This is a genomic window from Embleya sp. NPDC056575 (assembly GCF_042793325.1).
Taxonomy (GTDB): domain Bacteria; phylum Actinomycetota; class Actinomycetes; order Streptomycetales; family Streptomycetaceae; genus Embleya.
In genome coordinates, this window is the sequence record NZ_JBHTVA010000038.1 from 13043 (window position 1) to 39278 (window position 26236).

The 26236-nt window shown below is 71.9% G+C and carries 22 protein-coding genes and 1 pseudogene; 6 read left to right on the forward strand and 17 right to left on the reverse strand.

Going from position 1 to position 26236, the window contains the following annotated elements:
- The gene (locus tag ACFRCG_RS27825) at positions 1-741 is read right to left on the reverse strand and encodes a pyrimidine reductase family protein (protein ID WP_380036358.1); all 741 of its coding nucleotides are present in this window, start codon (positions 739-741) and stop codon (positions 1-3) included.
- 31 nt (positions 742-772) lie between these two features.
- Here ACFRCG_RS27825 and zapE point away from each other — a divergent pair, with 31 nt between their 5' ends.
- Complete coding sequence (zapE, locus tag ACFRCG_RS27830; protein WP_380036495.1) at positions 773-1813, forward strand: cell division protein ZapE; 1041 nt, start codon at positions 773-775, stop codon at positions 1811-1813.
- A gap of 845 nt (positions 1814-2658) precedes the next feature.
- Positions 2659-3498 carry a PPK2 family polyphosphate kinase gene (locus tag ACFRCG_RS27835; RefSeq protein ID WP_380036497.1) on the forward strand — a complete coding sequence of 280 codons (840 nt, stop codon included), beginning with the start codon at positions 2659-2661 and terminating at the stop codon, positions 3496-3498.
- Positions 3499-3545: 47 nt separating this feature from the next.
- On the opposite strand, the gene treZ is transcribed toward ACFRCG_RS27835, so the two are convergent.
- The 4 genes from treZ to ACFRCG_RS27855 all read right to left on the reverse strand — a co-directional run bounded on the left by treZ (position 3546) and on the right by ACFRCG_RS27855 (position 10254).
- Positions 3546-5306, reverse strand: coding sequence for a malto-oligosyltrehalose trehalohydrolase (gene treZ, locus ACFRCG_RS27840; RefSeq protein WP_380036360.1), 1761 nt, complete (start codon positions 5304-5306; stop codon positions 3546-3548).
- A 77-nt stretch (positions 5307-5383) separates the two neighbouring features.
- Complete coding sequence (treY, locus tag ACFRCG_RS27845) at positions 5384-7675, reverse strand: malto-oligosyltrehalose synthase (protein WP_380036362.1); 2292 nt, start codon at positions 7673-7675, stop codon at positions 5384-5386.
- A gap of 75 nt (positions 7676-7750) precedes the next feature.
- A complete protein-coding gene (glgX, locus tag ACFRCG_RS27850; protein WP_380036499.1) occupies positions 7751-9865 on the reverse strand; it encodes a glycogen debranching protein GlgX in 2115 nt (704 codons plus the stop codon).
- Positions 9866-10050: 185 nt separating this feature from the next.
- Positions 10051-10254 (reverse strand): hypothetical protein, encoded by a 204-nt coding sequence (locus ACFRCG_RS27855; RefSeq protein ID WP_380036364.1) that lies wholly within the window; start codon positions 10252-10254, stop codon positions 10051-10053.
- Positions 10255-10563: 309 nt separating this feature from the next.
- Here ACFRCG_RS27855 and ACFRCG_RS27860 point away from each other — a divergent pair, with 309 nt between their 5' ends.
- Positions 10564-11979 carry an SAV2148 family HEPN domain-containing protein gene (locus tag ACFRCG_RS27860; protein WP_380036366.1) on the forward strand — a complete coding sequence of 472 codons (1416 nt, stop codon included), beginning with the start codon at positions 10564-10566 and terminating at the stop codon, positions 11977-11979.
- Positions 11980-11994: 15 nt separating this feature from the next.
- On the opposite strand, the gene ACFRCG_RS27865 is transcribed toward ACFRCG_RS27860, so the two are convergent.
- From ACFRCG_RS27865 to ACFRCG_RS27915, 11 genes and pseudogenes are all read right to left on the reverse strand, one after another.
- Positions 11995-12882, reverse strand: a complete 888-nt coding sequence (locus ACFRCG_RS27865) for a phosphotransferase enzyme family protein (protein WP_380036368.1) — start codon at positions 12880-12882, stop codon at positions 11995-11997.
- 24 nt (positions 12883-12906) lie between these two features.
- Positions 12907-13644, reverse strand: a complete 738-nt coding sequence (locus tag ACFRCG_RS27870) for a sirohydrochlorin chelatase (RefSeq protein WP_380036370.1) — start codon at positions 13642-13644, stop codon at positions 12907-12909.
- A 2-nt stretch (positions 13645-13646) separates the two neighbouring features.
- The gene (locus ACFRCG_RS27875) at positions 13647-14567 is read right to left on the reverse strand and encodes an ABC transporter permease (protein WP_380036372.1); all 921 of its coding nucleotides are present in this window, start codon (positions 14565-14567) and stop codon (positions 13647-13649) included.
- On the reverse strand, positions 14554-15351 hold the full coding sequence (locus ACFRCG_RS27880) for an ABC transporter ATP-binding protein (protein WP_380036374.1): 798 nt from the start codon (positions 15349-15351) through the stop codon (positions 14554-14556). Before ACFRCG_RS27880 ends, ACFRCG_RS27875 begins: the two co-directional genes overlap by 14 nt.
- Before the next feature lie 83 nt (positions 15352-15434).
- Positions 15435-16499, reverse strand: a complete 1065-nt coding sequence (locus ACFRCG_RS27885) for an ABC transporter substrate-binding protein (RefSeq protein ID WP_380036501.1) — start codon at positions 16497-16499, stop codon at positions 15435-15437.
- Positions 16500-16716: 217 nt separating this feature from the next.
- Positions 16717-18063: a sulfate adenylyltransferase subunit 1 gene (locus ACFRCG_RS27890; protein WP_380036376.1), complete on the reverse strand. Its 1347-nt coding sequence runs from the start codon at positions 18061-18063 to the stop codon at positions 16717-16719.
- Positions 18064-18065: 2 nt separating this feature from the next.
- Entirely contained in the window at positions 18066-18992 is a 927-nt protein-coding gene (cysD, locus tag ACFRCG_RS27895; RefSeq protein ID WP_380036378.1) for a sulfate adenylyltransferase subunit CysD, read from the reverse strand.
- Positions 18993-19047: 55 nt separating this feature from the next.
- Positions 19048-19746: a phosphoadenylyl-sulfate reductase gene (locus tag ACFRCG_RS27900; RefSeq protein ID WP_126639411.1), complete on the reverse strand. Its 699-nt coding sequence runs from the start codon at positions 19744-19746 to the stop codon at positions 19048-19050.
- Positions 19747-19823: 77 nt separating this feature from the next.
- Positions 19824-20021: pseudogene (locus ACFRCG_RS27905) on the reverse strand (hypothetical protein); the annotation flags it as partial.
- Complete coding sequence (locus tag ACFRCG_RS27910) at positions 20018-21715, reverse strand: nitrite/sulfite reductase (protein ID WP_380036380.1); 1698 nt, start codon at positions 21713-21715, stop codon at positions 20018-20020. The pseudogene ACFRCG_RS27905 and the gene ACFRCG_RS27910, both read right to left, overlap by 4 nt.
- 133 nt (positions 21716-21848) lie before the next feature.
- On the reverse strand, positions 21849-21932 hold the full coding sequence (locus ACFRCG_RS27915) for a putative leader peptide (RefSeq protein ID WP_355541009.1): 84 nt from the start codon (positions 21930-21932) through the stop codon (positions 21849-21851).
- 227 nt (positions 21933-22159) lie between these two features.
- Between ACFRCG_RS27915 and ACFRCG_RS27920 the strand changes: the two genes are divergently transcribed.
- The 3 genes from ACFRCG_RS27920 (at position 22160) to rsgA (ending at position 25503) form a co-directional block, all read left to right on the forward strand.
- Positions 22160-22690 carry a MarR family winged helix-turn-helix transcriptional regulator gene (locus ACFRCG_RS27920; RefSeq protein ID WP_380036382.1) on the forward strand — a complete coding sequence of 177 codons (531 nt, stop codon included), beginning with the start codon at positions 22160-22162 and terminating at the stop codon, positions 22688-22690.
- A gap of 111 nt (positions 22691-22801) precedes the next feature.
- Positions 22802-24169 carry a YihY/virulence factor BrkB family protein gene (locus ACFRCG_RS27925; RefSeq protein ID WP_380036384.1) on the forward strand — a complete coding sequence of 456 codons (1368 nt, stop codon included), beginning with the start codon at positions 22802-22804 and terminating at the stop codon, positions 24167-24169.
- Between the two features lie 239 nt (positions 24170-24408).
- Positions 24409-25503: a ribosome small subunit-dependent GTPase A gene (gene rsgA / locus ACFRCG_RS27930; protein WP_380036386.1), complete on the forward strand. Its 1095-nt coding sequence runs from the start codon at positions 24409-24411 to the stop codon at positions 25501-25503.
- 40 nt (positions 25504-25543) lie between these two features.
- Here the strand turns inward: rsgA and yidD are convergent, their stop codons facing one another.
- The gene (yidD, locus tag ACFRCG_RS27935; RefSeq protein ID WP_380036388.1) at positions 25544-26233 is read right to left on the reverse strand and encodes a membrane protein insertion efficiency factor YidD; all 690 of its coding nucleotides are present in this window, start codon (positions 26231-26233) and stop codon (positions 25544-25546) included.
- Between the last annotated feature and the right edge of the window lie 3 nt (positions 26234-26236).

Genomic DNA, 26236 nt, shown 5'->3' on the forward strand with positions numbered 1-26236 from the left:
CTACGCGCGGACGTAGCGGGAGAACAGCGCGCCGTCCTCCTCGAGGATCGAGATCGGACGCATCGCCTGTGCCTCGGGCAGCGCGGGGCCGGCCAGGAGCCGGTGGGCGGGTCCCGACGTCAGCAGCGGGCTCGTGGTCAGGCACAGCTCGTCCAGCCGGCCGCACGCGGCGATCTGCGCCAGTACGTGCGGGCCGCCCTCGGTGAGCTGCCGGGTCAGCCCGCGGGCGGCCAGCGCGTCGAGGGCCGGGCCCAGGTCGACCCGGTCGCGTCCGGCCAGGAGCACGTCGCCGTACTCGGCCGCCGCCGCCAGGCCCTTGGGCTGGGCCTCCTCGCAGGTGATCACGATGGTGGGGGTGACCGCCTCGGTGAACAGCGGCGTGGTGAAGTCGATGGCGAGGCTGCGCGAGACGATCGCGATCACCGGCGCGGGCAACTGTCCGGCGGCGGCCCGGGCGGCGGCGTAGGCGGGCCTGGGCCGCGGCGGCCGGTAGCCCTCCTGGCGTACGGTGGCGGCGCCCACCACGACCACGTCGGCCAAGCCGCGCAGCACGCCGAACACGCGCTTGTCCGCGGGCGAGGACAGTCCGGCGGACAGGCCGTCGGGGGCCTGAGCGGCGCCGTCCAGGCTCGCCACCATGTTCGCGCGCAGCCAGGTGCGGTCGGGGGGATAGGCATAGGCCTCGACCAGGTCGACGTCGGGTTCGTCGGGGGTGGAGGGCACGGGAAGGAGACGGCGCATGCGACCGAGTTTCGCACGCGTCGTAGGCTTGATGATCGTGTCCGTAGCTCCCGTGTCGTTGACCACGCGCCACCCCAGCGTCCCCGCCGACCGCCTCGTCGCCGAGATGGTCCCGCCGCCGCGGTTCGGCGACGTGCGTTTCGACACGTACATCCCCGACCCGAATCAACCCGGGCAGGCCGCGGCCGTGGTCCGGCTGGAGCGGTTCGCGGCGGAGCTGAACGGGGACGGCGCCAAGCGCCGCTGGTTCCGCCGGGAACAGGCGGCCGGGCCGAGCGGGATCTACCTCGACGGCGGCTACGGCGTCGGCAAGACCCACCTGCTGGCCTCGCTGTGGCACGCCTCGCCCGGCCCGAAGTCGTTGTGCACCTTCGTCGAGCTGACCAACCTGGTCGGCGCGCTCGGATTCCGGCGGACCGTCGAGGCGCTGTCCGGACATCGGCTGCTGTGCATCGACGAGTTCGAACTCGACGACCCGGGCGACACCGTCCTGGTGTCCACCCTCCTGGGCAAGCTCGCCGACGCCGGCGTCAAGCTCGCCGCGACCTCGAACACGCTGCCGGACAAACTCGGCGAGGGGCGGTTCGCCGCGCAGGACTTCATGCGCGAGATACAGGGGTTGTCCTCGCGTTTCGAGGCGTTGCGCATCGACGGCGAGGACTACCGGCACCGGGGCCTGCCGGCGGCGCCCGCGCCGGTGGCCGAGGACATGGTCACCGCGGCCGCCGAGACCGCGCCCGACGGCGCCGCGCTGGACGACTTCCCCGCATTGCTCGCGCACCTGGCCACGGTGCACCCCAGCCGCTACGGGGCGATGCTCGACGGGATCACCGGTGTCTTCTGGCGCGGGGTGCACCCGGTCGAGGACCAGGGCACCGCGCTGCGTCTGGTGGTGCTCGCGGACCGGATGTACGACCGCGAACTGCCCGTGGTGGCCTCGGGCGTGCCGTTCGACGAACTGTTCACCGAGGAACTGCTCGGCGGCGGCTACCGCAAGAAGTACCTGCGCGCGATCTCGCGTCTGGTCTCTATGGCTCGCGACGGCGCCGAGCGCGTCCCCGCCCCCCGCTGACCCGCCGCCGCAGGGGTGCCGCCCGTGGGCGATCGGCGGGTCGGTGCGGCATCATCGGACCCGGGTCCCGACGACGCGGAGGCAGCGGCATGGCGAAGAAGGCCGACGGCAGGAGTGCAGGCAGGGCCGACCGGGGCGCGAAGGGGTCGACGCCGGTGGGCCTGGGCGAGGCCCCGGACGCCGAGGCGGTCGTGAAGGGGGCGACGGCCACGAAGAAGGCCGCCAAGGGCGAGAAGGCCGCCAAGGGCGAGAAGGCCGCGAAGGCCGCCAAGGGCGACAAGCCCGCGAAGGGCGACAAGGCCGCCAAGCCCGCGAAGGCCGCGAAGCTCGACAAGGACAAGGCCGCCAAGCCCGACAAGGCCGCCCGAGCCGCGAAGGCGGACCGGGTCGACGAGGCGGCCAAGGCCGCCAAGAAGGCCGCGAAGAAGGCGGCCAAGGTGCTCAAGGCCGAGCGCGAGGCGCAGGCCGACCTCGCCAAGGCGGCGAAGAAGGCCGCGAAGAAGGCGGATCGTAAGGCCGCCGAGGCACTGGAGGCCGCGGCCGAGCGGGTCGCCGCAGAGGCCGCGAAGGCGGCCAAGGCACTCGCGAAGCAGACCGAGGCCGAGCGCGCGATCGCCGAGGCACCGGCCGCGGACCCGGAGCCCGCCGTCGGCCCGGCCGTGCACCTGGTCGCCGACCCGGCGGACGATCCGGACCCCGACGCCGAGTCCGATGCCGAGCCCGCCGTCGACCCGACCGCCCCGCCCGTCGTTGAGCCGGGCTTTGCCGAGCAGCGGCCCGAACCCGCCCCGCCCCGGCTCCGGGTGCTCGTCGAGGTGCCCGAGAAGTACGCGCCCCCAGCCGAAGTGCCGTCCGTACGGGCCGCGTTGCGGCTGCCGGGCGGCCCCGTGGACCTGGCCACGATCGATCCGCGCGCCACGCCGAGCTTCGCGGGCGACAAGGCCGACGCGCTCGCCGACATCGGCGCGATGGGACCCCGGCTGGCCGAACTCCAGGAGCGGCTGTACGCGCAGGCCGTGGCCGGCGGCGCGCGCCGCCGGGTGCTCCTGGTGGTCCAGGGGATGGACACCTCCGGCAAGGGCGGCACGGTCAAGCACGTGATCGGCCAGTTCAACCCGTCGGGCTGCCACATCCACGCGTTCAAGGCGCCGACCGAGGAGGAACTCGCCCACCCGTTCCTGTGGCGGGTCCGCACCCAGGTGCCCGGGCCCGGTCTGATCGGCGTGTTCGACCGCTCGCACTACGAGGACGTACTGATCGCGCGGGTGCGCAACCTGGTCCCGCGTCAGGTCTGGTCGCGCCGCTACGCCACGATCAACCGCTTCGAGCAGAGCCTGGCCAAGGACGAGGTGACCGTGATCAAGGTCTTCCTGCACATCTCGCCCGAGGAGCAGAAGGAACGCCTGCTGGCCCGGCTCGACAACCCGGACAAACACTGGAAGTTCAACCCGGCCGACATCGACGAGCGTTCCGTGTGGCCCGACTACCGGACCGCCTACGAGGCCGCGCTGGAGAAGTGCGACGGCGACGCGGCGCCCTGGTACGTGGTGCCGGCCGACCGCAAGTGGTACCGCAACTGGGCGATCAGCCGGCTGCTCCTGGAGCACCTGACCGAGTTGGACCCCCGCTACCCGGCCGGCGACTTCGACGTCGAGGCCGAGCGCGAGCGCCTGCTCGACGCCTGAGCGTCCCGACGACCATGGCCCGGTCGCGGTCGGCGAGGCGGCACCCGCTAGCGGGTGCCGATCCGGACCACCGCGACCGAGGTCGCGGGCAGCCGCAGGGTGGTGCCGACCAGGCCCCGGCGGATCTCCGCGCGGTCGTCCCAGGCCGCGACGATCTCCGCCGCGCCGGTGCCCATCGGCAGCGTCGCGGGCTGCTCGGCCAGGTTGACCGCGGTACGGAACGCGCCCCGGTGCACCATCAGCCAGCCGGCGGTCTCCTCGAAGCTGACCTGCACCCGGGTCAGGTCCGGGTCGGTCAGGTTCTCCCATTCCCGGCGCAGCGCGATCAGCCGCCGGTACCAGGCCAGCAGGGCCGCGTGCGGGGCGCGGGCGGGCTCCTTCCAGTCCAGGCACGAGTCGCGCACGGTCTGCGCCGACTGCGGGTCGGGGATCTGCGACGCGTCCCACCCGTGCGAGGCGAACTCGGCGCGGCGGCCGTTGCGTACCGCCGCGGCCAGCTCCGGGTCGGTGTGGTCGGTGAAGTATTGCCAGGGCGTGGACGCGCCCCACTCCTCGCCCATGAACAACATCGGGGTGAACGGCGCGGTGAGCACGAGCGCGGCGCCCGCCGCGAGCAGCGCCGGCGGCAGGGTCGCCGAGATCCGGTCGCCGGTGGCCCGGTTGCCGACCTGGTCGTGGGTCTGGAGGTAGCCCAGGAAACGGTATGCGGGCATCCGCGAGGTGGGCACCGGGCGGCCGTGTGTGCGCTTGCGGAACGAGGACCAGGTGCCGTCGTGCAGCCAGACCCGGGTGAGCGTCTTGGCGAGGGTGCCCATCGAGCCGAAGTCGCCGTAGTAGCCCTGGCGTTCGCCGGTGAGCAGGGCGTGCAGCGCGTGGTGGAAGTCGTCGCTCCACTGGGCCTGCACGCCCATGCCGCCGCTCTCGCGCGGGGTGACCACGCGGGGGTCGTTCAGGTCCGACTCGGCGATCAGGAACAGCGGCCGGCCGGTGGCGGCGGCGAGCTTGTCCACCGCCTCGGACAACTCCTCCAGGAACGGCACCGCGCGGTTGTCCGCGAGCGCGTGCACCGCGTCCAGGCGCAGTCCGTCCACGTGGTAGTCGCGCAGCCACATCAGCGCGCTGCCGACCAGGTAGGCGCGGACCTCGTCGGAGCCCGGGCCGTCCAGGTTCACCGCCGAGCCCCACGGGGTGCGGTAGCGGTCGGTGAAGTAGGGGCCGAAGGCGGGCAGGTGGTTCCCGGACGGGCCCAGGTGGTTGTGCACGACGTCGAGGATCACGCCCAGGCCGTGCACGTGGCAGGCGTCCACGAACCGCTTGAGGCCGTCCGGGCCGCCGTAGGGCTCGTGCACCGCCCACGGGCACACGCCGTCGTAGCCCCACCCGTGCCGGCCCGGGAACGCGGACACCGGCATCACCTCGACGTGGGTGACGCCGAGGTCGACCAGGTGGTCGAGCCGCTCGACGGCCGCGGCGAACGTGCCCTCGGTGGTGAACGTACCGATGTGCAGCTCGTAGACGACCGCGCCCGGGAGCGGCCGGCCGGTCCAGGCCCCGTCGGCCCACACGTACGCCGTGTGGTCGAGCACACGGCTCGGGCCGTCGGGGCCGCTGGGCTGCCACGGCGACCGCGGGTCGGGTAGCGGGTCGTTGCCGTCGATGGCGAACGCGTAGTCGCTGCCGTGTACCGCCGTCGGTACGTCCGCCTGCCACCACCCCGGCCGGTTCGCGTCGCGCATCGGCTTGCGTCGGCCGTCGACGACGACCTCCAGGGACGACGCTTTCGGAGCCCAGACCTCGAACCTGACCACGATGGTTGTGTCCTTCCGGGAACGGGTGCGAACGGGTGCGAACGGGTGCGAACGGCCGGGCGCCGGCCCCGGCCGGATCAGCCCCGGGTGAGCAGGGCGACGGGCAGGTCCTCCAGGATGTGCCGCAGGCGGGCCTGGCCGGTGTACGTGCCGCCGGTCAGCGCGTCGACCCAGCGGCCCTCGGGCAGCGGGAGCAGCGCGCCGCCCCAGTGGCCCTTGGCGGCGAGGCCGGCCGGCAGCCGGGTCGCCACGGTGATCGCCTCGCCGCCGCGGATGAAGGCGATGGCGTGGTCCGCCTCCTTGCCGCGGGCGCGCAGCGGCGTGTACGCGCCGGCGAACCAGTCGGGATGCGCGCGGCGCAGCCGCAGGGCGGCGGAGGTGACCTCGAGTTTGAGCGTGTCCAGCGGGCCGTGCGCGCGCCCGAAGTCGACGGGGGCCCGGTTGTCCGGGTCGACGAGGGTGTACAGCGCCAGTTCGCCGCCCTGGTACACGTCCGGTACGCCCGGCATGGTCAGCTGGACCAGCTTGGCGCCGAGCGAGACCGCGTGTGCGGCGCGGTCCACCACGGCGACGAAGTCGGCGATGTCGGCCGTGAGTTCGTCGTCGGCGAGGACGGCGCGGACGAATGACTCGCTCGCCGCCTCGTAGTCCGGGTTCGGGTCGGCCCAGGTGGTTTCCCGGGCCGCCTCGCGCATCGCCTTGCGCAGGTAGGCCACCGCCCGGTCCGGGGTGAGCGGCCAGGCGCCGACCAGGGTCTGCCACAGCAGGTAGGTGTCGTAGCGGTCCGGGCCGAAGCGGAATTCGGAACGGTGCGGTCGGGACGACTCGTTCCAGGCGTGCACCCGCTCCGCCCAGTCCTCGGGGATCTCCGCGAGCACCGACAGGCGCGCCCGGACGTCCTCGCTGCGCTTGGTGTCGTGGGTGCTCAGCGTGGTCATCGTGGTCGGGGACATGCGCCGGCAGGCGGCGTGGAACCCGGCGATGTCCAACCCGAACGTGTCGGGCGCGCCGCCGACCTCGTTCAGCGAACTCAGGGTGTACCAGCGGTAGAACGCGCGGTCCTCCACGCCCTTGGCCGCCAGCGCCGCCGCGACCTGCCCGAAGCGGGTGCCGAACTCCCCGTCGGCGAGCGCGAGTTCGGCGATCTCACGGGCCGCCTCGGAGACCTGTCCCGGGACCCCGGTGAGTGCGCGGGCCATCGCGGCGATCGAGCCGGGGCCGGCGCCGGGGTAGGGGCGGTAGGTGGGGAACGCGGTCAGCAGCGGGGGCAGCGCGCGGCCGACGTCGCCGGCGCCGGCCACCGGCTCCAGCCGGTCCAGGGTGCGGCGCAGCCGGGCGAACTCGGTGGCCAGGCCGCCGGCGAGGACCTCGGCCCTGGCTTCCTGCGCGAGGTAGTCGAAGCCTTCGCGCACCCCGGTTTGTTCGCGGTGCAGCGCGCGCAGCGGGTCGGCGCCCTCGGGGTCCAGGAAGAGGTTGTCCACCCGGCGCAGCGCGTCGTAGCCGGTGGTGCCGTCGCAGGCCCAGTCGGCGGGCAGGCTCTCCTCGTCGGAGAGGATCTTCTCCACCACGATCCACGCGTTCGGCGCGGCGGCGCGCAGCCGCTCCAGGTAGGCGCGCGGGTCGGCGAGGCCGTCGGGGTGGTCGATCCGCAGCCCGTGGATCAGGCCCTCGTTCAGCAGCCGCATCATGGTGGCGTGGGTGGCCGCGAAGACCTCGTCGTCCTCCTGGCGCAGGGCGATGAGCCCGGCGATGGTGAAGAAGCGGCGGTAGTTCAGTTCGGTGTCGGCGCGGCGCCAGTGTGCGAGTTCGTAGTGCTGGGCGGCGAGCAGCTCGTCGAGCGCGAGCTTTTCGGTGCCGGGCCGGAGCGGGAACTCGTGGTCGTGGTAGCGCAGCACGTGGCCGTCCACGATCAGCTCGTCGGCGACCTCCTCGACCGGGCCGCCGAGTACGGGCAGCAGGACGCGCCCGTCGTGCCGGGTCCAGTCGATGTCGAACCAGCGGGCGTAGGGCGAGTCGGCCCCCTCGCGCAGCGTCTCCCACAGCGGCCGGTTCAGCGACTCGGGGGCGGGCACCGCCATGTGGTTGGGCACGATGTCCACCACGATGCCGAGCTCGTGTGCGGCGGCGGCCGCCGCCAACTCGCGCAGCCCGTCCTCGCCGCCGAGGTCGGCGGACACGCGCGAGTGGTCGACCACGTCGTAGCCGTGGGTGGATCCGGGGACGGCCTGCAGGATCGGCGACAGGTGCAGGTGGCTCACCCCGAGCGAGGCGAGGTGGGGCACGGCGGCGGCGGCCTCGGCGAACCCGAAGGCGGGTTGCAGCTGGAGCCGGTAGGTGCCGGTCGGAACACGAGAAGGCGACGAGGTCATGCCGACAAGCTTCCCCGGACATCCGCGACCTACCACCCGCCGGGGTGGTGAAACCCACGCCGGCGGGTGATCGGCTCACGGTCGTTGCAGGACCACCAGCGAGCGGGGCTCGACGGTCTGGGCGGCGCCGCCCTCGATGGTCGGGCGGGACTTGGGCTCGTGTATCACCGTTTTGTCGTCGGCGGTGTCGACCACCACGGTCCAGGATCGGCCGAGGTCCGCGGGGATGGTGAACTCCTCCGCCTCGTGCGAGGCGTTGAACAGCAGCAGGAACGAGTCGTCGGTGATCTTTTGGCCGCGCGGGTCCGGTTCCGAGATGGCGTTGCCGTTGAGGAAGACGGCCACCGACTTGGCCGCGGCCGCCCACCAGTCGCCGTCCGACATCTCCTCGCCCGTGGGGGTGAACCAGGCGATGTCGGTCAGCTCGTCGTGGGTGCCCTGGACGGATCTGCCGTGGAAGAAGCGGCGGCGCCGAAAGACGGGGTGCTCGGCGCGCAGCCGGGTCATCATCCGGGTGAATTCGAGCAGGTCGGGGCCCTCGCCCTCGGGCCAGCGCACCCAGGAGAGTTCGTTGTCCTGGCAGTAGACGTTGTTGTTGCCCTGTTGGGTGCGGCCGAACTCGTCGCCGTGCGCGATCATCGGCACGCCCTGGGACAGCAGCAGCGTGGCGATGAAGTTGCGCTGTTGGCGGGCGCGCAGCGCGAGGACGTCCGGGTCGTCCGTCTCGCCCTCGACGCCGTGGTTCCAGGACCGGTTGTGGCTCTCGCCGTCGCGGTTGTCCTCGCGGTTGGCCGCGTTGTGCTTGTCGTTGTACGACACCAGGTCGTGCAGTGTGAAACCGTCGTGGCAGGTGACGAAGTTGATCGAGGCGATCGGTCGGCGGCCGTCGTCCTGGTACAGGTCGGAGGAGCCGGTCAGCCGCGAGCCGAACTCGGCGAGGGTGCGCTCCTCACCGCGCCAGAAGTCGCGTACCGTGTCGCGATACTTGCCGTTCCACTCGGTCCACAGTGGCGGGAAGTTGCCCACCTGGTAGCCGCCCTCGCCGACGTCCCACGGCTCGGCGATCAGTTTGACCTGGGAGACCACCGGGTCCTGCTGCACCAGGTCGAAGAACGAGGACAGCCGGTCCACCTCGTGGAACTGCCGGGCCAGCGTGGCGGCCAGGTCGAAGCGGAACCCGTCCACGTGCATGTCGGTGACCCAGTAGCGCAGCGAGTCCATGATCAGCTGCAACACGTGCGGGCTGCGCATCAGCAGGCTGTTGCCGGTGCCGGTGGTGTCCAGGTAGTAGCGCTTGTCGTCGGCGAGCCGGTAGTAGGACGCGTTGTCCAGGCCGCGGAAGGACAGCGTGGGGCCCAGGTGGTTGCCCTCGGCGGTGTGGTTGTAGACCACGTCGAGGATCACCTCGATGCCCGCCGCGTGCAGCGCCTTGACCATCGAGCGGAACTCCTGGACCTGCTGTCCGCGTTCGCCGGTGGAGGAGTAGGCCGCGTGCGGCGCGAAGAAGCCGATCGTGTTGTAGCCCCAGTAGTTGCGCATCCCCAGGTCGGACAACCGGTGGTCCTGGACGAACTGGTGCACCGGCATCAGCTCGATCGCGGTCACCCCAAGGCTCACCAGGTGCTCGATCACCGCCGGGTGCGCCATGCCCGCGTAGGTGCCCCGGATCTCCTCGGGCAGGCCCGGGTGGCTGCGGGTCAGCCCGCGCACGTGCGCCTCGTAGATCACCGTGTCGTGGTAGCCGGTGCGCGGCGGTCGGTCGTCGCCCCAGTCGAAGTAGGGGTTGATCACCACCGAGTTCATCGTGTGCGGCCCGGAGTCGGTGGTGCTCATCAGATCCGGGTGTTCGAACGAGTAGCCGTACATCGACTCGTGCCAGTGCACCTCGCCGCACATCGCCTTGGCGTACGGGTCGAGCAGCAGCTTGTTCGGGTTGCACCGGGCGCCCGCGGCCGGGTCGAACGGGCCCTGGACGCGGTAGCCGTAGCGCTGCCCGGGTTGGATCCCGGGCAGGTAGGCGTGCCGGACGAAGGCGTCGGCCTCGCGCAGCTCGATGCGCTCCTCGGCGCCCTCCTCGTCCAGCAGACACAACCAGACGCGTTCGGCGGCCTCCGAGAAGACCGCGAAGTTGGTGCCGGCGCCGTCGTACGTGGCGCCCAGCGGATACGAATGACCGGGCCAGACCTGCATGAGCAACCTGCTTTGTCGCGGATCGTGCTTCGGCAGCATTTCGGCAGCTTGCAGTCTCCCGTACCGGACCCGATCCGGGGGTGCAATCCACTCCGGCGTCCCCCGGTCGGGTGGATTTCATGCCTGAGGAGGGCGTCGTCCGTCCGGCCGAACCGATCGTTGCCGATCATTTTGGGTCGTAACGGTCAGATCCAGTCGAGCAGTTCGGCGGCGAGCATTTCCTGCCGGCAGGGCCAGGCGCCGCCGCACGAGCACGCCACGCCGTCGGTGCCGGGGATCGCGGTGCGCCGATGGTGCGCGAAGATCCCCGCGACCACATCGCGATACCGGGCGAAATCGTCCTCGGCGCCGTCGTATACCGCCGGGATCCTGCTGTTCGTGGCCAACATGACGACCTCCTGGGTGCCACGGTTCCTGCCGGATGAGACGGTTCGTCGATCCGTCTCGGTTGCGTCCCGGACCAGGAGGAGGGAAGACCCTCCTCCATCCGGCAATTGTTTCGCTCGGACATTGCGTTGCTCGGCAGAAGTTGCCAGAGCGTGTCGAGTCCCCCCAATCGCCTTACGCCATCCGGGTAATGCCGGTGGATTCGTCACCCGAACGGGGCACACCGACCGGCCCGCGCGGGCCCCCCGAGGCCGCCGGGTTTCGCTATACGCTCGTTCGGTTCCGGCTCGACGACGAACGGATGGGACGCGATGGCCGATCGGGAGTCCAACCCGCCACCCTCGACGACCGACGAGGATCCCGCGGCGGGGACGAGTACGACCGGTCTCGCCGGCACGATCGGATTCGGCTCGGGCGACACCTTCCCGGACCCGTACGCTCCCTACTCCGAAGGCGATCCCCCGGGGGGCACCACAGGTGTCCCGGGCACCGTCGGACTCTCCGACACCGGCTCGTTCGCCCTCGACTCCGGCGGTCTGCCCGGCCCCCGTCACGCGGCGGCCGGCACCGCCGTCCTGGACGGTTCCGGGCCGCCCGACCCGCTGCCGGGGATAGACCCCGCGACGCTCGCCTGGACCGAGGACGACTGGGCCGCCGCCCTGCTGCGCGGGCGCCGGGCAGGCCGGGCGTACGTGTACCTGAACCTGATCGAGCAGCGACTGCGCGCGGTGATCAGCGCGGTGCTCGTCCCCGTCTACGGACCCGGCGAGCACCCGCACGACGACGGCGCCTGGGTGCTCGCCGCGGCCGGCAACGCGGAGAACGAATGGGTCGAACGGGCCGAGGCGGTACGGGAGATGAGCCGCCGGCGCGGCTACATCGTGGACCCCGCCGACGACGAGCTGATCGCCTTTTTGACCCTTCCGCAACTGCGCGAGCTGATGGTGCGCAACTGGTGGTGCTTCGAACCCTTCCTGCCGGACCGGCGCAAGCTGGAACGTGCTCTGGAGGAGGTCGAGATCGGCCGGCACATCGTGGCCCGCAACCGGGTGCTCTCGCCCGACGTGCTCGCCCAGGTGGAGCGCGCGTGCCTGCGCGTGCTGGCCATGCTGGACGGTCCGCTCGCCGAACAGGGCGACCGGCGGCTGGCGCTGGACGCGGTCGAGGAGTTGTTCGCCGGACGCTACGCCGACGTGGTGGGCGTCTTCCAGGACCGCTCCGCGCTGCAGCGCCGGTTGCCCTTCGCCGACCTGGTCGACGGCGCGCGCGGGATCGACGCGATGGGCGTCTCGCTCAACCTGCTGTGCCAGAACTACTCGGGCCGCGATCTGGCCCGACTCGGCGCCGGCGGGTGCGACATGCGGCTGCTCTTCCTCAACCCGGCGGGCGACGCGATGAAGCAGCGCGAGCGCGACGAGGGCATCAAGAAGGGACTGCTGTCCCGGATGACCACACTCAACATCCTGCACATGCGCCGCGTCCGGGCGATGCTGCGCGAGCCGCGCCGGATCGAGATCCGGCTCTACGACGAGGCGCCGCGCTTCGGCGCCTACCTGGTGGACGGCGACGTGGGGCTGATCCAGCCGTATCTGCGGCACGCGCGCGGCGTCGAGTCGCCCGCGTTCGTATTGCGCGCCGACGCGGCGGGTGGCTCCGTGCGCGGGCTCTACCCGCTGTTCCAGGAGGAGTTCGAGCAGCTGTGGGCGGCGGGCAAGCGGACCTCGTGAGCGCCGGAGCGCCCGTCAGAACGCGTGCCAGCGCGCCTCGGTGTCACCGGTGCGCAGGGTGCGGACCCGGTGGTGGAACTCCTCCTCCGCCGCCGGGTTGCCCGGCACGTGCTGGGCCACCCACGCGGTGGCGGCCAACTCGCGGGTGTCGCGCAGTACCCGGTAGCCGGGCCACTCGGTCACGTCGAAGCCGTACTTGCGGGCGAACCGCCGCTCCGCGCCGTCGGGCAGGCCGTAGCGGGCGGCGGCCATCGGGGTGAGCACCAAGTCGAACTCGCGCAGGTCGTGCGCGACCGTCTCCCAGTCCAACAGCAGCGCCCGGCCGCCGTGGACGCCCACGTTGCGCAGCAGCGCGTCGCCGTGGATCAGGCCGGGCGGCAGCGCCGGGGTCAGTTCGCGGCAGGCCGCCTCCAACTCGTCGCGCCGCGCCGACAGATAGCGCCGATCGGCCAGCCCCACCGCCGCGTCGGCCGAATCCAACCAGGTCTCCACCAGCGCCAGCGGATGCCGCGCGGGCAGCGCGAACGGCGGCGCGGGCAGCGCGTGCAGTCTGCGCAACAGCCGGGCCAGGTCGCCCACGTTCGGCTCACGCTCGGCCGGCGGCAACAACTCCCAGAAGGTGACCGGGCGTCCGTCCACCAGCACCGGCCGGGCCTCGACGCCGGCCGCCGGTCGCACCGCCGGGAAGTCCTGTTCGGCCAGCCAGCACGCGACCGCGATCTCACGCCGAGCGCGCTCGGCCAGATGCGCCCCTCGGGCCACCCGCGCGACCAGGCCCGAACCGGGCAGCGCGAACACCGCGTTCTCGCCGAAGGAGAGCAACGTCGCGTCGGCGGACGGCACTCCGACCTCCGCACACGCGCGCACGAGCACCGAACGTTCGCCGGCCACCGAGTCGATCACGCCGGTGATGGTACCGGTCCGGACTCAGGCGGAGAGCCCGGATCTCGACGGCAGTGCCGCGTCGTAGCGATCGAGGACCAACCGGGCGATTTGAGGGGTGTCCGCGACCGGTTCGGTGACCAGTTCGGCACCGGACGCCAGCGCCTGTTCGACGATGCGGTCCGGCAGGATCCCGGGCGCCAGCATGCAGGACGCCACCACGATCCGCTCGGCGCCCAGGGTGCGCAACCCCTCGATCGCGGCGGCGACCGTGGAGCCCTGGTGGACGGAGGCGAACGCGGGGACCACGGCGCACCAACCGGTACGCCGCCACTCCCGCGCGACGATGGTGGTCACCGCGTTCGCCTCCGGATCGGTGGAGCCCGCGGTGGCCAGGACGACGCCGTAGCGGGCGTCTCCCGGCCGTACCCCGGCCTCGTGCATGCGCAGGTTCAAAGCGTCGAGCAATAGCGGGGACGGGGCCAGCGTGGCCGTCTGACGCACCGTCAATTCGCGGTGGCGCAGTACGTTCGGCACGTCCTGCTTGGCGTGGAACGCCGGGGTGAACAGCAGCGGCACCGCGACCGCGGTGCTCGCCCCGGCCCGGGCCAACTCGGCCAACCGCTCCGGCACGCGCGGCCCGCAGTGGTCCAGATAGCCGATCTCCACCCGCAACCCGGGCCGCAGCGCGCGCACCCGCGCGGCCAGCGCGGCCATCGCCGCGGCATGCCGGGGATCGCGGCTGCCGTGCGCGACGGCCAGGAGCGGGGGAGCGAGGTTCACGGCTATCTGCTTCCGCTCAGGCCGCGCCGGCGCAGGACCACACGTTCGATCGGGCTGAACACCAGCATGTCGATGCCGATACCCACGATCAGGATCATCACCACCGCGGTCAACATCATCGGCATGTCGCCCAGGTCTCTGCCCTGGTCCATCAACTGGCCCAGACCCACGCCCAGTTCCGGCCCGGCGGCGATCAGCTCCGCGGCCATCAGCGAGCGCCAGGAGAACGCCCAGCCCTGCTTGAGGCCGGCGATGTAGCCGGGCAGTGAGGCGGGCAGCATCACGTGCCACACGCTGTTCAGCCCGCGCGCGCCGAGCACTCGGCCCGCGCGCAGGTACAGCGGGGGGATCTGGTCGATGCCGGACACCAGACCGTTCGCGATCGAGGGCACCGCGCCGAGCAGCACCACCGCGTAGATCGCGCTGTTGTTCAGCCCGAACCAGATCACCGCCGGCGGCACCCACGCGACCGAGGGCAACGACTGGAGCCCGGACAGGATCGGCCCGATCGCCGCCCGCACCCAGCTCACCCGGGCCACGAGCAGCCCCAGTGGAGTGCCGATGGCGACCGCGATGGCAAAGCCCAGGATGCCTCGGGACAGGCTGGTCCACAGGATGTCGAAGACGGTGCCCTTGCGCCACTGCACCATGAACGCGTCCCACACCTCGCCGGGACTGGGCAGCGCGTAGCGGGGCTTGAGCTCCATCCAGTAGGCGACCTGCCAGGCCAGCAGCACCAGCAGGATCGCGACGACCGGCGGAAGCACCTTCACCAGGAGCACCCGGCCGAACGACGTGCGCTCCTTGTCGTACGTCTCCAGCGCGTCCAGACCCGCTTCGAGCCCGGCGAGGTCCTCCGCGTCGGCCTCCGTGGCGTCGGCTCTCGCCCCGGGCGCGGACTTGGTCAGATCAGGCGCGGCCATGGCGGCGGATCTCCCCTCGCAGGTGGTCGGTGATCTCGACGGACAACTCCGATACGCCGGTCGATTCGATCCGACGCGGCTGCGGGATGTCGATGGTCCATTCACGGGCGATCCGCCCCGGGCGCGAGGACATCAGCACGACGCGCTGGGCCAGTCGTACCGCCTCGCGCACGTTGTGCGTCACGAACACCACGGAGCGGCCGGTCTCCGCCCAGATCCGGGTCAGTTCGTCGTGCAGCACGTCGCGGGTGATGGCGTCCAGAGCGGCGAACGGCTCGTCCATCAGGAGCAGATCGCCGGCCTGGGCCAGGGCGCGGGCCAGCGCGACGCGCTGGCGCATACCGCCGGACAACTCGTGCACCCGCTTGTCGTACGCCTCACCGAGCCGGACCAGCCCGAGCAGCGCCTGTGCCTCGGCGCGACGCTGTTCGCGCGGCACCCCGCGCAGTTTCAGGGCCAGTTCGATGTTCTTGCCCGCGGTCAGCCAGGGGAACAGCGCGTGGTCCTGGAACATCAGCGCGGGGCGGCCGCCGGAGACCTCGATGGTGCCCGAGGTGGGCCGGTCCAGGTCGGCGATCAGGTTGAGCAGGGTGGACTTCCCGCAGCCCGACGCGCCCAGGAGGCAGACGAACTCGCCCGGGGCCACGGTCAGGTCGATGCCGTCCAGGACGGGCGCGCCGCGGCCTCGGCCGAACACCTTGGTGACCTGGTCAAGGCGGACCGCGAAGCCGGTTCCGACGGGGGTCGTGGCCTGGGGCGTGGCCTCGCTGATGGTCTGGGTCATGTCCGGATCACCTCTCTCGGTGGCGCGTCGGGCGGGAAGTGCTCACCCGGGCCGGGCGGCCCGGGGCGGAACGGGCATGGGCGCTACTTCTTCGGGCCCAGGCCCGCGTCGCTCACCGCGGGTTTGCCGGCGGCGGTGAGGACCTTGTTCAGGATGGTCAGGTCGTAGATGCCGTGGATGTCGAGCTTCTTGGTCACGCCGACCGCGACCCCGTCCTCGGAGAGCTTGACCAGCGACGCGGCGAGCGGGTCGTTGGTGATGGCGATGTTCGGCCACGCCGCGTCGAGCACGTTCTGCGCGAGCGGCTTGCCCGCGAACTCGGTGATCTTGGCGTTGACCGCGGCCTTGGCCTTGTCCTGGTTGCCGGCCGCCCAGTCGTTCGCGGCGACCTGACCCTTGATCAGGGCCTCGACGGTGTCCGGGTGCTCCTTGAGGAACTTGGTGGACACGATCAGGTCGGTGGTGACGAACTTGCCCTCCGGCCACAGCGTGCGCTCGTCCACGAGCACCTTGGCGTTGGCCTCCAGGACCAGGCGGGTGGCCCACGGCTCGGGCAGCCAGGCGCCGTCCAGGTCGCCCTTCTGGAACGCGGCGAGGGTCTGCGCGTTGTCGGTCGGGACCACGCTCACCTCGCCCTTGCCGGAGGTGTCCACGGGGAAGCCCGCCTTGCTCAGCCACGCCCGCAGGGCGACGTCCTGGGTGCCGCCGAGCTGCGGCGAGGCGATCTTCTTGCCCTTGAGGTCGGCGGGCCCGTTGATGCCCGGCTTGACCACCAGCGACGCGCCGCCGGAGGTGGCGCCCGCGACGATCCGCAAAAGTTCGCCGTTGGTGCTGGTGAACCCGGAGATCGAGGGGTTCGGGCCGATGTAGGTCGCGTCGATCGAACCGCCCTTGAGCGCCTCGATCGCGGCCGGACCGGCGTTGAACACCTGCGGCTTGATCTCGGTGGTGCCCAACTCCTTCGCGAAGAAGCCCTCGTTCAGCCCGATCAGCGGCGTGGCGTGGGTGACGTTGGCGAAGAAGCCGAGGCGGATCTGCGAGGCCGACGTGCCCGCCTTCGCGCCGCCCGCCGTCGCCGGACCCGCGCCCGCGGCCGGCGTGTTCTTCTTGTCGTCCTTCTTGTCCGAGCCGTAGCCGCACGCGGACATCGCGAGCAGCGGCAGGAGGAGGGCGGCGGCGAAGCCGGTACGGATGGATCTGCGGCGATATTGGCCGAAATGCGTCCCGAAAACGGACATGCGGGGACCTTCCCTCGGGCCCGCGCCGTCGGGCGCGGGCCGGGATGACGAATGTGATGGGCGACGGGCGAGCGTGCGGACAGGGCTGACGGAGCGTCAAAAGCGGGTCGTCAGACCCGCGTTCGGATCAGCCGTGACATCGTCCCGGCGCGGCGAACGCGGCGCCGGCCATGCCGGCGGTGAGCGTCGAGCCGTCGGCCTCGTCGATCAACAGGAAGGAACCGGTGCGGCGGCCGACGGCGTAGTCGTCGAGCGCGAGCGGCTGGGCGGTGCGCAGGACCACCCGCGCGATGTCGTTGGCGCGCAGTTCGGTCGGGTGCTGCTCGTGGCCGAGTTCGCCGTCGATCGGCGCGTCCAGGTCCAGCCGGTAGGCGATGTCCTTGACGATCGCCTTGACCGTGCGGGTGGTGTGCTTGAGCAGCACCCGATCGCCCGTGCGCAGCGGCCGGTCGGCGACGTGGCACACGGTCGCCTCCACGTCCTGGGTCGGGGTGGGCGCCTCGTCGATCGGCGCGATCAGGTCCCCGCGCGAGACGTCCACGTCGTCGGCGAGCCGCAGGGTGACCGACTCGCCCTGCCGGGCCCGCCGGACCGGGACGCCGAGCCGGTCGATGCCCGCGATCGTGGTGCGCTGCCCCGACGGCAGCACCACCACCTCGTCGTCCTCGTGGAACACGCCGGAGGCGATCTGCCCGGCGTAGCCCCGGTAGTCGCGGTACTCGTCGTCGGACTGCGGCCGCAGCACGTACTGCACGGGGAAGCGCGCGGGCTCCTGCGTCGGGTCGGTCTCGACCGGCACCGTCTCCAGGTATTCCAGCAGCGTCGGCCCGGAGAACCAGTCCATGTGCGAGCTGGGGTCCACCACGTTGTCCCCGCGCAGCGCGGACACCGGGATCGAGCGCACGTCCGGCACCCCGAGCGCCTTCGCGTACGCGGTGAACGTGTTGGCGACCTCGGCGAAGCGCTCCTCGCTGTAGTCGACCAGGTCCATCTTGTTGACCGCGAGCACCACGTGCGGCACCCGCAGCAGCGCCGCCACCGCCGCGTGCCGCCGGGTCTGCTCGACCACGCCGTTGCGCGCGTCCACCAGCACCACGGCCAGCTCCGCCGTGGAGGCGCCGGTGACCATGTTGCGCGTGTACTGCACGTGCCCCGGGGTGTCGGCGAGGATGAATCGGCGCCGGGCGGTGGCGAAGTAGCGGTAGGCGACATCGATGGTGATGCCCTGCTCGCGCTCCGCCCGCAGGCCGTCGGTGAGCAGCGCGAGGTCCGCCTCCTCCTGGCCGCGCTCGTTGCTGACCCGGGTCACCGCCTCCAGCTGGTCGCTCAGCACCGACTTCGAGTCGTGCAGCAGCCGGCCCACCAGGGTCGACTTGCCGTCGTCGACGGAGCCCGCGGTGGCCAGTCGGAGCAGGCCCACACGATCGTCGACGGCCGCGCCGGCCGTCGGGGAAATCTCGGACGTCCCACTCATGACTAGAAGTACCCCTCGCGCTTGCGGTCCTCCATCGCGGCCTCGGACATCTTGTCGTCCGCGCGCGTGGCACCTCGTTCGGTCAGCCTGCTCACCGCGATCTCGGCGATGACGTCCGCCACCGTGGCGGCGGGGGAGTCGACGGCACCGGTGCAGCTCATGTCGCCGACCGTGCGGTAGCGCACCACGCGGCGCACGACCGCCTCGTCGGCCCGGGGTCCGCCCCACTCGCCGGGGGAGAGCCACATGCCGTTGCGCTCGAAGACCTCGCGCTCGTGCGAGAAGTAGATTCGCGGCAGCGCGATCTTCTCCCGCTCGATGTACTGCCACACGTCCAGCTCGGTCCAGTTCGAGATCGGGAACACCCGCACGTGCTCGCCGACGCGGTGCCGGCCGTTGTACAGCTGCCACAACTCGGGCCGCTGGCGCCGCGGGTCCCACGCGCCGAACTCGTCGCGCAGCGAGAACACCCGCTCCTTGGCCCGGGCCTTCTCCTCGTCGCGTCGGCCGCCGCCGAACACCGCGTCGAAGCGGTTGGCCTCGATGGCCTCCAGGAGCGGCACCGTCTGCAGCGGGTTGCGGGTGCCGTCGGGGCGCTCGCGCAGCCGGCCGTTGTCGATGAACTCCTGCACGCTCGCCACGTGCAGCCGCAGGTTGTGCTCGGCGACCACGTTGTCGCGGTATTCGATGACCTCTGGGAAGTTGTGCCCGGTATCGACGTGCAGGAGCGCGAACGGCACCTGCGCCGGCCAGAAGGCCTTGCGCGCCAGGTGCAGCATGACGATCGAGTCCTTGCCGCCGGAGAACAGGATGACCGGCTTCTCGAACTCGCCCGCCACCTCGCGGAAGATGTGCACGGACTCGGCTTCCAACGCGTCCAGGTGGGTCAGGGCTCCGGGTGCGGTGCCCTTGTCGATCGTCGTGGTCACGCCAACCCCTCCTTCGTCTTCGTCGAGCACGGTGCCGTGGTGCGTATCGGGCCGGTCATGCGTGGATCCCGCACTCGGTCTTGCCCAGGCCGGCCCAGCGGCCGGCGCGGGCGTCCTCGCCGGGGGCGACCCGGCGGGTGCAGGGCGCGCAGCCGATCGAGGCGTAGCCGTCCATCAGGAGCGGGTTGGTCAGCACGCCGTGTTCGGCGATGTACGCCTCCACGTCGTCCTGGGTCCAGCGCGCGATCGGGGCGACCTTGACCTTGCGCCGACGCGCGTCCCAGGAGACGACCGGGGTGTTGGCCCGGCTCGGCGAGTCGTCCCGGCGCAGGCCCGTGGCCCACGCGCGGTAGTCGGTCAGCGCCCGCTCCAGCGGCGCCACCTTGCGCATCGCGCAACACGCGTCGGGATCACGATCGTGCAGCGCGGGGCCGTACTTCGCGTCCTGCTCGACGACGGTCAGCTCCGGGTGCACGGTGATCACGTTCACGTCGTAGACCGCGTCGACCGCGTCGCGCGTGCCGATGGTCTCGGGGAAGTGGTAGCCGGTGTCGAGGAAGACCACGTCCACCCCGGGGGCGACCTTCGAGGCCAGGTGCGCCACCACCGCGTCCTCCATCGAGGAGGTCACGCACCAGGCCGGCCCGAACCGCTCGTGCGTCCAGGCCAGGATCTCGGACGCGGTCGCGTCCTCCAGTTCGAGCGCCGCCCGGCCGGCGAGCGCTTCGAGGTCGGTGCTCTCGGTGACGGTCATCGGCCCTCCTCCTGTGCGATCGACTGGTGCGTGTGGCCGGTGAGCGGCTCGGTGCCGGGCCCGTCGGGGCCCCGCCGCCCGTCGCCATGCTTGTCGGGGCTGTGCCGTGTCGGGAAGACCAGGCCGAGGAACTTCAGCGAGAACGCCCGCCGGCAGGCCGAGCACAACCAGGTGCCGTGCCCCTCTTCGTGCGGGCGCAGGTCCTCGTCGCCGCAGAAGGGGCAGTAGAACGGCACGGCCCGCCCGCCCGGCTCGGCACCGCCGGCGGCGCTCACGACAGGTCCGTGTCGGTCGCGCGCACGGCCCACTGGGCGAAGCGCTCGCCCTCGCCGCGCTGTTCCTCGAAGCGACGCAGCACCCGCTCGATGTAGTCGGCCAGCCCGGCCGAGGTCACCTTGAGGCCGCGGATCTTGCGACCGAAGCCGGGGTCCAGGCCCAGGCCGCCGCCCAGGTGCACCTGGTAGCCCTCGACCTGCTCGCCGTTCTCGTCCAGGACCAGCTGGCCCTTGAGGCCGAAGTCGGCGACCTGGATGCGCGCGCACGCGTTCGGGCAGCCGTTGATGTTGATCGTGATCGGCTGGTCGAACTCCGGGAGCCGCTGCTCCAGTTCGTCGATCAGCGTGATCCCGCGGCCCTTGGTCTCCACGATCGCCAGCTTGCAGAACTCGATGCCGGTGCAGGCCATGGTGCCGCGCCGGAAGGGACTCGGGTCCACCCGCAGGCCCAGCGCCTCCAGGCCCTCCTTGAGCGAGGCCACCTTGTCCTCGGCGACGTCCAGGATGAGCATCTTCTGCTCGACCGTGGTGCGCACCCGGTCCGACCCGTGCCGCTCGGCGAGGTCGGCGATCTTGCCCAGCGTGGCCCCGTCCACCCGGCCCACGCGCGGGGCGAAGCCGACGTAGAAGCCGCCGCCCTTTTGCGGACGCACGCCGACGTGGTCGCGCCACACCTGCGCGGGCGCGTCCGGCGCGGGGCCGTCGATCAGCTTGCGCTCCAGGTATTCGCTCTCCAGCACCTCGCGGAAGCGCTCCGGCCCCCAGTCGGCGACCAGGAACTTCAACCGGGCACGGTTGCGCAGCCGGCGGTAGCCGTAGTCGCGGAAGATCGAGATGACCCCCTCCCAGACCTGCGGCACCTCCTCCAGCGGCACCCAGGCGCCCAGTCGGACCGCGAGCTTGGGGTTGGTGGACAGCCCTCCGCCGACCCAGACGTCGAAGCCCGGACCGAACTCGGGGTGCACGACACCCACGAAGGAGACGTCGTTGATCTCGTGCGCCACGTCGAGCAGCGGCGATCCGGAGATGGCGGTCTTGAACTTGCGCGGCAGGTTGGAGTATTCGGGCTTGCCGATGTAGAGCCGGTTGATCTCGTCGATGGCCCAGGTGCCGTCGATGATCTCTTCCTCGGCGATGCCGGCCACCGGGGAACCGAGCACCACGCGCGGGGTGTCGCCGCACGCCTCGGTCGTGGACAGGCCGACGCCCTCCAGGATCCGCCAGATCTCCGGGACGTCCTCGATCCGGATCCAGTGGAACTGCACGTTCTGCCGGTCGGTGATGTCGGCCGTGCCGCGCGCGAACCGCTCGGAGACCTCCGCGACGGCGCGCAGTTGGGCCAGGTTCAGCCGGCCGCCGTCGACCCGCACGCGCAGCATGAAGTATTCGTCGTCCAGCTCGTGCGGTTCGAGCACGCCGGTCTTGCCGCCGTCGATCCCGGGCTTGCGCTGCGTGTACAGGCCCCACCAACGCATGCGTCCGCGCAGGTCGTTGGGGTCGATCGAGGCGAAGCCCCGGTGGGCGTAGACGTTCTCGATGCGGGCTCGCACGTTGAGACCGTCGTCGTCCTTCTTGAACTGCTCGTTCCCGTTGAGCGGTTCACGATGGCCGAGGGCCCACTGACCCTCGCCACGATGGCGAGCGGTCTTGCGGGCGCGGGGACCGCTGCCGGCGGTGTCGGTAGTGGCGGCCATGGGGAGCGTCCTCCGGGCGGATCGGTGGGGGACGCACGGTGGGGCATCCGGCCGCACCCTCGCCGGACCGGCCGTGAGAGTCGTGGTGCCGGTGCGACCGCGCGCCCGGCAGGCTGATGCGGCGGGCGGGTCGTCAGACCGGCGAACAGACGGCGCTGGACATGCGTCCGAGGTCGACGTGGAGTCGACCTACGAGAGCAATACCGGCGCGAGACATGTCGCAAAGATTGACATGGAGCCAGATAGCCGTCCATCGGTGTCCGGGATGCGAACGGCCATCTCATATTTCGAACACGCTTGCCCATAATGTGGGATGAGATGATCTTTCGCGGGCGGCCGTGGCATGGATCGTCGCCGCGGTTGGTTACGGTACGGGTGGTCGGATCACGCACCCCCGGGCGGTATCACGACCCACGCACCACAGTGGACGAGGAGCTGATCGGTATGCCAGGCGAGGTTCTGGGTGTGCCTCGGCGCAGAACGCGCTCCGTTTGTGTGGTCGAGGCCGGCGCCGCGCCCGCCGCCGAGCGGCCCGAGCCGCGGCGCGAGGAGGCGGTCGAGACGCTGCGCTACGCGCTCAACGGCTTTTTGTCCGCGATCCGCGCCGACCGCGCCGGGCAGGCCGATCCGGTCGACGCCGACGCCGCCCGCTATCGCCTGCTCGCGACGCTCGCCGACGAACTCGACCTGGACAACGAGCGGCTGGGCCGGGTCCTCGGGCTGTCCCCGGCCGCGGTACGCGACCTGCTGGACGTACACGGGCGCGAGGGCCTGGTCGAGGCGGTGCGGGCCGGGCGCGGGCGGGGCGGCTCGGTGGCTCGACTCACCCCCGCCGGGCGGCGCGAGCTGTACCGGCTCGACGCGCTGTTCCGGGAGAGCTGGGAGAGCGCTTTCGCCGACCTCCCGGCCGAGGAACTGCGGACCGCGGCCAGGGTGCTCAGCCGGCTTTCCGGGGTGCTGATCCCCAGTCGCTGACCAGCGCGGACCGGTCCGCGCGGCGGTCCGGCGCCAGCCCCCGCGCCGGGGGTGGTTCACCCGGACGACTACTTGGCGAATGGCGGGCCTCGGGCCGGATACCTTAAAGGGGTGGCAGCGGACTACCAACAACGACCTCGCCTGCGAGGGGCCGGTCGCATCCGGTTGCGGAGCGCACTGTGGCGGATACTCCGCGAAACGGTGATCTCCTGCTTCAACCACCGGGTGACCGGCCTCGCCGCCGAGGCCGGGTTCTTCATGCTGCTGTCCCTGCCCCCGCTGCTGCTCGGCCTGGCCGGCACCGTCGGCTACCTGCACGGCCTGATCGGCGGCAGCACCGTCAACGACCTCAAGGCCGACATCATCAAGGCCTCCGGATCGGTGCTCTCCGACAAGAGCATCGACCAGGTGGTCGTGCCGCTGGTCAACGACGTCTTCGACTCCGGGCGCGCCGACATCGTCTCGGCCGGTTTCCTGATCGCGCTGTGGTCCGGCTCGCGCGCGCTCAACGTCTACGTCGACACCATCACGATCATGTACGGCCTGTCCGGCAAACGCGGCATCGTGCGCACCCGGTTGTTGTCCTTCACGTTGTACGTGGTCGGGCTGCTGCTCGGCATGTTCCTGATCCCGCTGCTGGTGGCCGGCCCGGAGTTGGTGGTCAAGGCGTTCCCGCACTTCGAGGGGACGGTGCACATCCTGTATTGGCCGGTCCTGGTGGTGCTCTCGGTCTGCTTCCTCACCTCGCTATACCACGTCTCGGTGCCGGTGCGGACGCCGTGGCGCGAGGACATACCCGGTGCGCTGGTCGCACTGCTGCTGTGCATCGTCGGCAGCTTCCTGCTCCGGGTATACCTGGCCACCACCATCGACGGGCCCACCGTCTACGGCTCGCTCGCGGCCCCGGTCGCGGTGATGGTGTGGATGTACTTCGCCGCCATGGCGGTATTGATCGGCGCCGCCGTCAACGCCGCGATCGACCAGGTGTGGCCGAGCCAGGAGACCGCGCAGGCCCGGGCGGAGCGGGACAAGGAGAAGGCCGCCGAGGAGATCGCCGCCGCGATGGAGCACCTGCGCTCGGGGCGGCACCGGGGCACTCCCGGCGACTGGACGCCCGCGGGCGAGCACGACGAGATGGAGGACACCGTCATCCACGGCGAACTCCCCGACCTCGGCGAGCCGCCGTCGGAGTTCCCCGAGCGCTGGGCGATCCACGCGCGCGACGCCAAGCGCGGCGACGCGGGCACGGTCAACAGCCGGGCCAACGGCGCCCGCCGGGCGGCCGAGCCGCAGAACCGCATGCCGTCCCGCCCGCCGCGCCCGCCGGGGCCGCCGCCCACCAACGGCCAGCCGCCCAGCCTGCACATGCCCGCAGGACAGGAGTTGCCGGGGCTGCCGCTGGACGACACCGCGTGGCCGCCGCGCCCGACCCGACCGGTGCTCGGCGAGCAGGAACACGCTCGACGCGAGCGCCCGTGATGACCTAGGATTTTCCAGCGGCCCGCGGGCCGTGAGAAGCGGTGCCCGGAGCGCGGCCCAGAGCCGCACGAGACAGGTGGGAGGTGGATGTCGTGACCACGACCTTGATGACGGTCGCCCGGACGGGCTGGACCTCATATCCCACCCCCATCCTCAGGATCCGCACCGCGTAGCCGCGCCACGTCGTTCGTCGTGACGGCGCGCAGGTCGGCGGATCCGCCCCTCGAAGGGCCACCGGCTTGTCTTCCCAGCAGCACACCCGTTCCACCTCTTCCTCTTCTTCCTCCATCCCGCCCTCCGACGTGCTCGCCGCCTACGGCTGGGACGCGGAGCGCGACACCGAATTCGCCCCCTACTGCGGGCACGGCCTGATCCCCGGCCGGATCGCCCGGGTGGACCGCTCGCTCTGCGAGGTGGTCACCGCCGACGGCACCGTGCGTGCCGCGCACGGCGGCGGCGACCTGCCCTGCACCGGCGACTGGGCGGTTCTGGAAACTCCCGACGACGGTCGTGAGCCGTTCGTCGCGGCGCTGTTGACCCGACGTACGTCCCTGGTGCGCTCGCAGGCGTCCGGGCGCTCCGCGGGTCAGGTCCTCGCGGTCAACGTCGACCTGATCGGCGCCGTCGTCCCGCTGGACACGCCCCCCGACCTCGGTCGGTTGGAGCGGTTGCTCACCCTCGCGTGGGAGAGCGGCGCCCGACCGCTGGTCATCCTCACCAAGGCCGACCTCGCGGCCGACGCCGACGATCTGCGCGCCGACGTCGAGGCGGTCGCGATGGGCGTCGACGTGGTCGTCGCCAGCGCCGTCACCGGCGAGGGCCTGGACGTCCTGGACGCCTACACCGCCGGGCAGACGGTCGCCCTGATCGGCACCTCCGGCGCGGGCAAGTCCACCCTCACCAACGCGCTCGCGGGCACCGAGGTGACCGCGGTCCAGGCGGTGCGCGGCGACGGCAAGGGCCGACACACCACCACCTGGCGCGAGTTGGTGCCGCTGCCCAACGGCGGCGTGCTCGTGGACACCCCCGGAATGCGCGGGGTGGGCATGTACGACGTCGGCGAGGGACTGGATCGCACCTTCTCCGACATCGACGCGCTGGTGGCCGACTGCCGCTTCACCGACTGCACGCACGACAGCGAACCGGGCTGTGCGGTGCTCGCCGCGATCGAGGCGGGCGAACTCCCGCAGCGCCGCCTGGACAGCTACCGCAAGCTGCTCCGGGAGGCTCGCTGGATGGCCTCGCGCGAGGACCACCGCATCCGGGCCGAACGCGCCCGGGAGTGGAAGCTGATCCACAAGGAGATGCGCCGCTCGCCGTCGCCGAAGAAGTGACCCCGGGTCGGGGCGGGCGCGGGCCCGCCCCGACCACCGGTCAGCGCGGTCGCCGAGCCGGCCGTGCGGGCGGTACCGGGTCGAAGCCGCCGTTGCCGGGCCGGCAGCGCAGCAGTCGGCGGGCGGTCAGGTACGTGCCGCGGAGCGCGCCGTGGCGGTGCAGCGCCCGTTTGCCGTAGGTCGAACACGTGGGCGTGAAGGTACAACACGGCGCGGTCTTCGGGCTGATCTCGGTGCGGTAGCGGTCGACGGCGGCACCGAGGCGGCGGGCGGGCGAGCCGGTGCGCGGGCGGAGCAGGCTCGTGAGCGTGATCCACATCAGGCGGAGCGAGAGCAGGTTGAGCAGGCAGGGGTCGCAGCCGCCGCAGCCGTCGCCCCCGCCTCCTCCTCCGCGACCGCCGCCGCCCCCGCCGCCGCCGCCTCCGCCGCCGAAGCAGCCGCCGTTGCCGTCGCGGCTGTCGCGACCGCGGTCGCCGCCGCCTCGACCGAAGCAGCCGCCGCCCCCGCCGCCACCCCCGCCGGAACCGGCTCCGCCGTCACCTCCACCGCCGCCCCCGGGCAGGTCGCCCAGGCTCTCGCCGGCGCCCTCCGCGAGGTCTTCGCGCCGTTCGCGCCGGCGGCGGTCCTCCTCTTCCTGTTCGAGTCGGCGACGGCGCTCCTCGGGCGTCTCGTCGTTCGGCCCCGTCGCCCCCGCGAAGAGGGGATGCGGTTCGGGCGGCGGCTCGGTCATGGT